The sequence below is a fragment of the Streptococcus suis genome (assembly GCF_002960445.1).
Taxonomy (GTDB): Bacteria; Bacillota; Bacilli; order Lactobacillales; family Streptococcaceae; genus Streptococcus; species Streptococcus hyiners.
Map to the genome: position 1 here is coordinate 51,806 of NZ_POJD01000160.1, position 9,494 is coordinate 61,299.

12 protein-coding genes are annotated in these 9,494 nt (G+C 42.2%); 11 read left to right on the forward strand and 1 reads right to left on the reverse strand.

Going from position 1 to position 9,494, the window contains the following annotated elements; genetic code table 11:
* Positions 1-12 precede the first annotated feature (12 nt).
* Positions 13-381, reverse strand: a complete 369-nt coding sequence (locus C1G53_RS06745) for a DUF3397 domain-containing protein (protein WP_105118179.1) — start codon at positions 379-381, stop codon at positions 13-15.
* Between the two features lie 153 nt (positions 382-534).
* Between C1G53_RS06745 and rplK the strand changes: the two genes are divergently transcribed.
* The 11 genes from rplK to C1G53_RS06805 all read left to right on the forward strand — a co-directional run bounded on the left by rplK (position 535) and on the right by C1G53_RS06805 (position 9,363).
* Complete coding sequence (gene rplK / locus C1G53_RS06750; RefSeq protein ID WP_105118180.1) at positions 535-960, forward strand: 50S ribosomal protein L11; 426 nt, start codon at positions 535-537, stop codon at positions 958-960.
* Between the two features lie 94 nt (positions 961-1,054).
* The gene (rplA, locus tag C1G53_RS06755; protein WP_105114539.1) at positions 1,055-1,744 is read left to right on the forward strand and encodes a 50S ribosomal protein L1; all 690 of its coding nucleotides are present in this window, start codon (positions 1,055-1,057) and stop codon (positions 1,742-1,744) included.
* Positions 1,745-1,843: 99 nt separating this feature from the next.
* Positions 1,844-2,140: a hypothetical protein gene (locus C1G53_RS06760; RefSeq protein ID WP_105118181.1), complete on the forward strand. Its 297-nt coding sequence runs from the start codon at positions 1,844-1,846 to the stop codon at positions 2,138-2,140.
* On the forward strand, positions 2,140-2,928 hold the full coding sequence (gene yghU, locus C1G53_RS06765) for a glutathione-dependent disulfide-bond oxidoreductase (protein WP_105118182.1): 789 nt from the start codon (positions 2,140-2,142) through the stop codon (positions 2,926-2,928). Before C1G53_RS06760 ends, yghU begins: the two co-directional genes overlap by 1 nt.
* A 777-nt stretch (positions 2,929-3,705) precedes the next feature.
* Positions 3,706-5,346 (forward strand): putative polysaccharide biosynthesis protein, encoded by a 1,641-nt coding sequence (locus tag C1G53_RS06775; RefSeq protein ID WP_105114535.1) that lies wholly within the window; start codon positions 3,706-3,708, stop codon positions 5,344-5,346.
* A 106-nt stretch (positions 5,347-5,452) separates the two neighbouring features.
* The gene (pyrH, locus tag C1G53_RS06780) at positions 5,453-6,187 is read left to right on the forward strand and encodes a UMP kinase (RefSeq protein ID WP_172029101.1); all 735 of its coding nucleotides are present in this window, start codon (positions 5,453-5,455) and stop codon (positions 6,185-6,187) included.
* Between the two features lie 27 nt (positions 6,188-6,214).
* The gene (frr, locus tag C1G53_RS06785) at positions 6,215-6,772 is read left to right on the forward strand and encodes a ribosome recycling factor (protein WP_044690115.1); all 558 of its coding nucleotides are present in this window, start codon (positions 6,215-6,217) and stop codon (positions 6,770-6,772) included.
* Positions 6,773-6,896: 124 nt separating this feature from the next.
* Positions 6,897-7,751: an RNA-binding virulence regulatory protein CvfB gene (gene cvfB, locus C1G53_RS06790; protein ID WP_105118183.1), complete on the forward strand. Its 855-nt coding sequence runs from the start codon at positions 6,897-6,899 to the stop codon at positions 7,749-7,751.
* 2 nt (positions 7,752-7,753) lie between these two features.
* Positions 7,754-8,674, forward strand: a complete 921-nt coding sequence (locus tag C1G53_RS06795; RefSeq protein WP_105118184.1) for a 2-dehydropantoate 2-reductase — start codon at positions 7,754-7,756, stop codon at positions 8,672-8,674.
* Between the two features lie 9 nt (positions 8,675-8,683).
* Positions 8,684-9,142 (forward strand): DUF1801 domain-containing protein, encoded by a 459-nt coding sequence (locus C1G53_RS06800; protein ID WP_105118185.1) that lies wholly within the window; start codon positions 8,684-8,686, stop codon positions 9,140-9,142.
* A gap of 5 nt (positions 9,143-9,147) precedes the next feature.
* On the forward strand, positions 9,148-9,363 hold the full coding sequence (locus C1G53_RS06805) for a YozE family protein (RefSeq protein ID WP_105118186.1): 216 nt from the start codon (positions 9,148-9,150) through the stop codon (positions 9,361-9,363).
* Positions 9,364-9,494 lie beyond the last annotated feature (131 nt).

Consider the following 9,494-nt stretch of genomic DNA (forward strand, 5'->3'; position numbering starts at 1 on the left):
GGGGGCTTTGTTCTAGGATTTGAGTGTCAATACAGCAATGACTAGAGCTAAATACATAAAGAAGGTCAGGATAAAACTAGCTCTCCAGAAGACCTTGAAAAAGCGTTTATAGGAGAACTCTTTTTTCTTGAAGAGGAAGAAGGCGCACAATCCTATGGATAGCAGGGAGAGGGCTAGGAGCAGGTGTGGTAGTAGACTGCTATAGTAAATCCTGTCCGAGATAAGATAAAATTCCAGGCCATAAAGTGGAAAGGCAATATCAGCAAAGTTTCGCCCGTATTTGTGCAGCTTAAAAAACTTGACGGCAATAATGGAAATTGCCAAGGTCAGAAAGATGAAAAGAACTGCAATGATTTTTATAAAGAGGATTGATTCAAACATACTTTCATTCTATAAAAAATGTGAAGAAAAGTAAACATAAAGCTTGCATTTCTTTTAAAATCATGTATAATGAAAAGGTATGTGTAAAACACATATTTGTGGGAGGTAAAAATCTGTAATTACCGCCAAAACCACAATAGGAGGATTTTTAAGATGGCTAAGAAAGTCGAAAAACTTGTAAAACTTCAGATCCCTGCTGGTAAAGCTACTCCAGCTCCACCAGTCGGACCAGCACTTGGTCAAGCAGGTATCAACATCATGGGATTCACTAAGGAATTTAACGCTCGTACAGCTGACCAAGCTGGTATGATCATTCCAGTTGTAATCTCTGTATATGAAGATAAATCATTTGATTTCATCTGTAAGACACCACCAGCTGCTGTTCTTTTGAAAAAAGCTGCAGGTGTTGAAAAAGGTTCAGGTACACCTAACAAAACGAAAGTTGCTTCAGTAACTCGTGCACAAGTACAAGAAATTGCTGAAACAAAAATGCCAGATTTGAACGCTGCTAGCTTGGAAGCTGCAATGCGTATGATCGAAGGTACTGCTCGTTCTATGGGCTTCACTGTTACTGACTAATCAGTAGCAAACCCAAGACCCGCATATCCTCATCGCTTCGATAGGTGACGTGGGAGATGAAAATCGATATGACCACATTACAAGGAGAATAAAAATGGCTAAAAAAAGCAAAAACTTACGTGCTGCTCTTGAGAAAATCGACAGCACAAAACTTTACAGCGTAGAAGAAGCTGTTGCACTTGCAAAAGAAACTAACTTCGCTAAATTTGATGCGTCAGTTGAAGTTGCTTACAACTTGAACATCGACGTTCGTAAAGCAGACCAACAAATCCGTGGTGCAATGGTATTGCCAAACGGTACTGGTAAAACTGCTCGCGTTCTTGTTTTCGCACGTGGTGCTAAAGCAGAAGAAGCAAAAGCTGCTGGTGCAGACTTTGTTGGTGAAGATGACTTGGTTGCTAAAATCAACGGTGGTTGGTTGGACTTCGACGTTGTTATCGCAACTCCAGATATGATGGCAGTTGTTGGACGTCTTGGTCGTGTACTTGGTCCACGTAACTTGATGCCAAACCCTAAAACTGGTACAGTAACAATGGATGTTGCTAAAGCAGTTGAAGAGTCTAAAGGTGGTAAAATCACTTACCGTGCTGACAAAGCAGGTATCGTACAAGCTCTTATCGGTAAAGTATCATTTGATGCTGACAAACTTGTTGAAAACTTCAAAGCTTTCAACGAAGTAATGGTTAAAGCAAAACCAGCTACAGCTAAAGGTACTTATATGACTTCAGTATCTATCACTACAACACAAGGTGTTGGTATTAAAGTAGATCCAAACTCACTTTAATCAATAGAAAGATTGTCTTCGGGCAGTCTTTTTTGACATATTGACAGAGGTTTGAAAAAGGGTTATACTGATATAAAACCAAGGATATAGGAGTTTCTTATGAAAAAAGCCAATCGTGAAGAATTTTACTCCCATTTATCAGCCCTTTATCAGTTGTCACCAGAAACTATTTCCCCGGTCTTGCGTGAGAAAGTAGTTGAATTTGCGCAGAAGCTCGACCAGTCAGACAATCTTTATTTGTTGGCTGATCAGTTATCGGTATTTGTCAATGCTGAATTGACTGGCTTGACCTGGAGAGCGCCAAAGGAGTTGGTAGAATTGGGGCGCTATATCCAGGAATTACAAGTGACCTATCGACGTTATGTACTAGGAATAGATAATTTAGAGGAAAAATGATGACAGAATACACAAAACCACTCGTTTGGAAGTGGGAAAATGAAAACGATAACCGTTCCGGCAATCGCCCCACAGCAGGCAGTCGATTTGAACAAAGATTACCAAAAGGAGAACAGCCTTTCCAAGTTTATTCCTTGGGAACACCTAACGGTATTAAGGTTGCTATCATGCTGGAAGAGTTGAAGGAGTTAGGGATTTCAGACGCAGCCTACGACCTTTATCTGATCAATATTGGTCAAGGGGACCAATTTGGCTCTGATTTTGTTGGAATAAATCCAAATTCAAAAATTCCAGCTATGGTCGATTACTCTGAGAAGGAGCCGGTTCCAGTTTTTGAATCAGCCAACATTCTACTTTACCTGGCAGAAAAATTTGACGCCTTCATACCCAAAGCTTTGGCGGAACGTACAGAAGTCCTTAACTGGCTCTTCTGGCAAACTGGCGCCGCGCCATTTGTTGGCGGTGGTTTTGGGCATTTCTTCCATTACGCTCCGACAGCGCAGGAATATCCGATTAACCGCTATGCCATGGAAACCAAACGCCAATTAGATTTGTTGGATCAATTATTGGCGACCAGAGAGTACATTGCTGGAAAAGACTATACCATCGCAGATATTGCCATCTGGTCCTGGTATGGACGCTTGGTGCAAGGTCAACTCTATCCTGGTTCAGCAGAATTTCTGGATGTCGCCTCTTATAGCCATTTAAATGCCTGGGTGGAGAAAATTGCAGACCGTCCAGCCGTTCAGAAAGGCCTGGCAGTAAAATATGCTTCTATAGAAGATTAAGAACCCGTATTCACCCTTCAGCACTTCCATTTATGGCTAGATTTTCAGCTACTCAGCCTTTGTTAATATTCCCTAAAAAGCTGCTTTGATTAGCGAAAAACTAGCTCTTGTTTAAAAGTACTTCGCTTGTGAATTCTGGTTCTAAGTAACGAGGCTGGGCTCAAGCCCAGCACCACTTCTCAAAGTTAGCGTCAACATCTCAGCGCAGTGGTTGATTGGCTTTAACAGTCTGGGAGACTGTTAAAGGTAGGAGATAAGATTTGCAAAGCAAATCTCAGCAGTTCGTGTTTTACACTCCAAATCTGACCATTACGACTGTTGCGAACAAAGTTCGCTCTATTTCCAACCTCCAACAGTCACTACTCTGACTGTTGGAGCTATGCGGGGGTGGGAGTGAAACAGTCTGGGGATAGACTGTTTCAGCTCAACAACTGGAAATAAGGACTTGTTGACGAACTCTTCTTTTAATTGTTGAGTTCTGTCCCACTCCCTTTTGCTTGCTCATATTTTACAATGGTTTGATAAAAGTTTATAATAGAGGAGTTATACTCAATGAAAATCAAAAACAGACTAGCTCCAAAGGTTTGGGGAACCTTTGGAGGTTGGAGATAGGTGAACGTAGTTCGTTTCTACTTATGCAGATAGAACTCTGTTACTATTTTATTTCAAGGTAACAGGCTGAAAGGCTCCACTGGAGCCATTCACTCATCAAATCAAGTCAACAACGTCTGATTTTGATTTTCGAAGAGTATTATCTTAAAAGAAAGAAGTTTTATCATGTCTGAACAAACAAAAACGGGCCAATCCCGTGAGCAAGAAACCATGGTGCGAGGCATGGCCTGGTTGACTGCCGGGAATTTTCTCAGTCGTTTGCTGGGTGTTGCCTATGTGATACCTTGGTATATCTGGCTGGGAGAACATCGGGCGGAAGCCAATGCCTTATTTAGCATGGGCTATCAAATTTATGCCAACTTCCTCTTGATTTCTACGGCTGGTTTGCCGACCGCCATTGCCAAACAGGTTGCCAAGTACAATGTACTAGGGAAAGAAGAAGTTTCCCTCTATCTGGTTCGGGAATTCTTTAAGCTCATGTTGGTCTTTGGTGCGGTCTTTGCCGGAGCTATGTTTATCAGTTCCCCTTGGCTAGCTGAAGCGTCAGGTTCCAAAGAAAAACTCATTCCAGTCATGTATAGTCTGGTTCCTCCCTTATTCATCTTTCCAGCTATGAGTATCCTACGAGGTTTTTTCCAGGGACGGCACGATATGAAACCCTACGCTATCAGTCAGTTGGCTGAACAGTTGGTTCGTGTCATTTGGATTCTAGCAGCTACCTTTATTATCATGATGCTGGGCAATGGGAACTATCTAGACGCAGTAGTACAGTCCACCTTTGCTGCCTTTGTAGGTATGCTGGCAAGTGTAGGAATTCTGGTTTATACTCTCTGGAAACAGGGCTATCTGGGAAAATTACTCCATGCCAAGAAGCAGAACATATCGGTTAATACAGGTCAACTCATCAAAGAAACAGTCAAGGATGCTATTCCGATTATTATCTTGAGTTTGACCATCCAGCTGCTCCAATTTATTGACCAAGTTACCTTTATCAATGTCATGGAGAAGATTACCAGTCTTACCAATTCGGAACTCTTGGAACTCTATTCCTTTATGTCTGCCAATCCCAACAAGATTACCATGATGATTATCGGGATTTCTATCAGTCTGGGCAGTGTAGCTATTCCACTCATTACGGAGAAGTTTGTAAAAAAAGATTTGAAGGCAGCTTCCAATTTGGTGGCGGATAACTTGCAGTTACTCTTTATTTTTACCATTCCAGCCATTGTTGGAACGGTCTTGTTGGCTAGACCACTCTACTCAGTCTTCTACGGTCAATCGCAGGATATTGAAATTCAGCTCTTCATTTGGAACCTGGTCATGATTTTACCTCTTGGCCTATATTCTGTTATCAGCGTTGTCATTCAAGCGATTTTTGAAAATCGTCGAGCAGTTATCTATTTTGCGATTGGGATGCTGATAAAAGTGGTCTTGCAGTTGCCGATGATTTATATGTTCCAAGTTTACGGCCCCTTCCTTTCAACCCTGGTCAGTCTTACCGTCATGCTCTATTTATTCTATAAGCGTATTGATGCGGTCTTAGGTGTGGATGAAGGTTTGATTGTGAAAGACATTGTGACAATCAGCTGGATTTCCCTGGTTATGGGTGGCATTGTTTGGCTACTTGAGTTGCTTCTCAATCACTTGCTACCAGCTGGTGGTTATCTATCGAGCTTTGTTCATTTGCTCCTTTCGGGAGGGGTGGGCGTATTCGTTTTTGTCATTTTGACCTTGAAGACACGACAGCTAGATCGTTTGATTGGCAGTCGGGCAGACTTGCTCCGTCGCAAACTAAAATTGGCTTAATAAACTCTAGGAAAATCTGGAATGGATTTTCCTTTTTTCGTGGAGATTTTTCTATAAAAAATTTTGATTTTGTGGTAGAATAGTAGGGATAAAAAAGAGGAGAGAGATGATGAAACCTAAATACCAACGTATTCTAATCAAACTATCTGGCGAGGCCTTGGCTGGTGAACGTGGTGTCGGTATTGACATCCAGACGGTTCAAGCAATGGCTAAGGAAATTCAAGAAGTAGCAGAATCAGGTGTTCAAATTGCCCTTGTTATTGGTGGTGGTAACCTTTGGCGTGGTGAACCTGCTGCTGAGGCTGGTATGGATCGTGTGCAGGCAGACTATACTGGTATGCTTGGTACGGTGATGAATGCTCTTGTAATGGCTGATTCCCTTAAACAACTTGGTGTGGATACGCGTGTGCAGACAGCAATTGCCATGCAGTCTGTGGCTGAGCCATATATTCGTGGTCGTGCCTTACGTCACCTTGAAAAAGGTCGGATTGTCATCTTCGGTGCTGGTATCGGTTCACCATACTTCTCAACAGATACAACTGCCGCTCTTCGTGCAGCAGAGATTGAAGCAGATGCAATCTTGATGGCTAAAAACGGTGTGGATGGTGTCTACAATGCCGATCCTAAGAAAGATGCCAATGCGGTTAAATTTAATGAATTAACCCACCGTGAAGTTATCAGCCGTGGCTTGAAAATCATGGATGCAACAGCTTCTACGCTGTCAATGGACAACGACATTGACTTGGTAGTCTTTAACATGAACGAGCCAGGCAACATCAAGCGTGTTGTCTTTGGTGAACAAATCGGTACTACGGTTTCTAACTCTACAGAAGAAAAATAAAACATAAAATATAAAGAAGGAAGTCTTATGTCAAAAGAAATTATTGCAAAAGCCCAAGAACGCATGAACCAATCTCATCAGAGTTTGGCTCGTGAGTTCAGCCATATCCGTGCTGGTCGTGCCAATGCTAGCTTGTTGGACCGCATTTCAGTAGAATACTATGGTGCTCCAACACCCTTGAACCAATTGGCTGGTATTACCGTTCCAGAAGCGCGTGTGCTCTTGATTACGCCATTTGACAAGTCTATCTTGAAGGATATTGAGCGTGCCTTGAACGCATCTGACCTTGGTTTGACACCACAGTCTGATGGTACAGTTATTCGCTTGGTTATTCCTGCATTGACAGAGGAAACGCGTAAGAACTTGGCAAAAGATGTGAAAAAAGTGGGTGAAAACTCTAAAGTGGCTATCCGAAACATCCGTCGTGATGCTATGGACGAGGCTAAGAAAGCTGAAAAAGCTAAAGAAATCACGGAAGACGATTTGAAAACACTTGAGAAAGACATTCAAAAAGTCACTGACGATGCCATCAAGACCATCGATAAGATGACTGCCGACAAGGAAAAAGAATTGTTGGAAGTTTAATCAATTTCCTTTAAAGTAACCAAAAGTCATCATTAACAGGTCTAACGGAAGTGATGATAAAATAAACAATCTAATGGGGGAGTTAGACAAAACTCCTCCATTTTTAATCAGAAAGAAGAAAATCATGAATGATTTATTAGCACACTATGTGGTTGGTCTTGTGACCGACCAAAATGACCAATTTTACTTTATCCAGAAAGAAGGGCTGACCTTTGCTCTTTCAAAAGATGAAGGAGAGTTCCAACTAGGGCAATCTGTCAAGGGTTTCGCTTATACAGATATGAAACAAAAGCTGCGGTTAACCACTAAAGAAGTGGGAGCAAGCCGGACCAGCTTTGGTTGGGGAACAGTGACTGACGTTCGTAAAGACTTGGGTGTTTTTGTGGACACTGGTTTACCAGACAAACAGGTGGTTGTTTCCTTGGATATTTTGCCTGAAATCAAGGAGTTGTGGCCTAAAAAAGGTGATCAACTCTATGTTAAGTTGGATGTGGATAAGAAAGACCGTATTTGGGCCCTACCAGCTTTTCAAGAAGATTTCCAAAAGATGGCGGGTCCTGCTTATGATAATATGCAGAACCAAACCCTGCCTGCCATCGTTTACCGTCTGAAGATGACAGGGACATTTGTCTATCTACCTAATAACAATATGCTTGGATTTATCCATCCTAGTGAACGATTTGCCGAGCCACGCTTGGGGCAGGTTTTGGAGGCGCGTGTGATTGGTTATCGGGCAGTTGACCGAACCTTGAATCTGTCGCTTAAACCACGTTCATTTGAGATGTTGGAAAATGATGCTCAGATGATTTTGACTTATCTGGAGAGCAGTGGGGGCTTTATGACCTTGAACGACAAGTCTGCTCCGGAAGACATCAAGGCTACCTTTGGTATTTCCAAGGGTCAATTCAAAAAAGCCCTGGGTGGTTTGATGAAGGCTGGGAAGGTCAAACAAGACGAGTTTGGAACGGAGTTGATCTAAAAATGAGGGTATATATTGCAGGAAGTGGTGCCATGGGTTGCCGTTTTGGCTATCAGTTATCAAAGACAAAGCATGAAGTGATTTTGTTGGATAATTGGGATGCCCATATCGAAGCGATTCGTGAAAATGGTCTGAAGGTGACGGGAGATTTTGATGATGTCGTCCAGCTCCCTATTATGAAGCCGACTGAGGCGACGGAAGTTGCTGACCTAATCATCCTTTTAACCAAGGCGGACCAGCTGCCAAAAATGTTGCAGGATATTAAGGGGATTATTGGTGAAAAGACTAAGGTTCTTAGCCTCTTGAATGGACTTGGACATGCGACCACCATGCGCCGTTATGTGCCTGATGAGAGTATTATGGTCGGTGTAACGATTTGGTTGGCTGGTCTTAAGGGGCCTGGTCATGCGCATTTGCAGGGTCCTGGTTCTATCTCTGTGCAGAATATGGTTGGTGATGGTCAGTCAGTTGCTGATATAATTGCTATGTTTAATGAGGCTGGTCTAAATGCAACTTATGATGACCACGTCATCAATGCCATTTGGCAAAAGGCCTGTGTCAATGGCACCATGAATCCGACTTGTACAATCTTGAATTGCACCATTGGAGAACTCTTTGGAACAGAGGGCGGGCTAAATTTGGTGCAAGGAATTTTCAAGGAATTCATCGCCGTTGCCAAATCAGAAACCGATGGAATTGATGAAGAGGCTATTTGGAAGTATATCATTGATGCTTCTAAAAAAGCATCTAATCACTATCCATCTATGCATCAGGATTTGGTGCAAAATGGTCGTAAGACTGAAATTGATTACCTGAATGGCGCTGTTGTTTTCAAAGGCAAACGTGCAGGTATTCCAACTCCATATTGCCAAATGATTACAGAGATGGTTCATGCCAAGGAAGCCATGCTTGGGTTGAGATAGGAGCTTGTCATGTTGATTGAAGTGGAAACGATAGAGGAGTACATGGCCGCCCTGCCAGACAATCGCAGAGAGGCAGTTGAAAGGCTTCATCAGGTGATTGTTGAGCATTTGCCTGCTGGTTTTGAGGTTGGTGTGCTGGGTGGAATGATCAATTATTACGTCCCTCTGTCAGCCTATCCAAATGGTTATCATTGTACACCTGGAGAACCCTTACCTTTCTTGGCCTTGGCCTCACAAAAGGCTCATATTGCCCTCTATCATATGGGAATTTATATGGATAAGGAATTGAATGACTGGTTTGTAGAAAAGTATCAGGAACAGGTTCCGACCAAATTGGACATGGGTAAATCCTGCGTTCGCATGAAAAATCCCAAGAATATTCCTTATGAATTGATTGGCCAATTGGTGAGTAAGATGTCTATGGAGCGGTATATTACCCTCTACGAAGAAAATCATATTAGAAAGTAAGAGTTGTGAGAAGAAGTTTTTATTCTTGGTTGATGACCCAACGCAATCCGAAGAGCAATGAGCCTGTTGCGATTTTAGCAGATTATGCTTTTGAGGAAGTTGATTTTCCCAAGCAATCAGATGATTTTGATGAGGTAAGTCGTTTTTTGGAAGAATCTGCTAGCTTTGCTTTTTCCATGTCAGACTTTGATGCCATTTGGGAAGAGTATTTGGAGCATTGATGATGTGAATATGTGAGAGTAGTTGTAAAAGTGCAACTGCTCTTTTTTGAAAAATAGCTTAAAAATGAACAAGAATATTTTTTCAAGCCATATACTTGCATTTTTCGGGGGGGGGGGGGGAAAAAAAAACG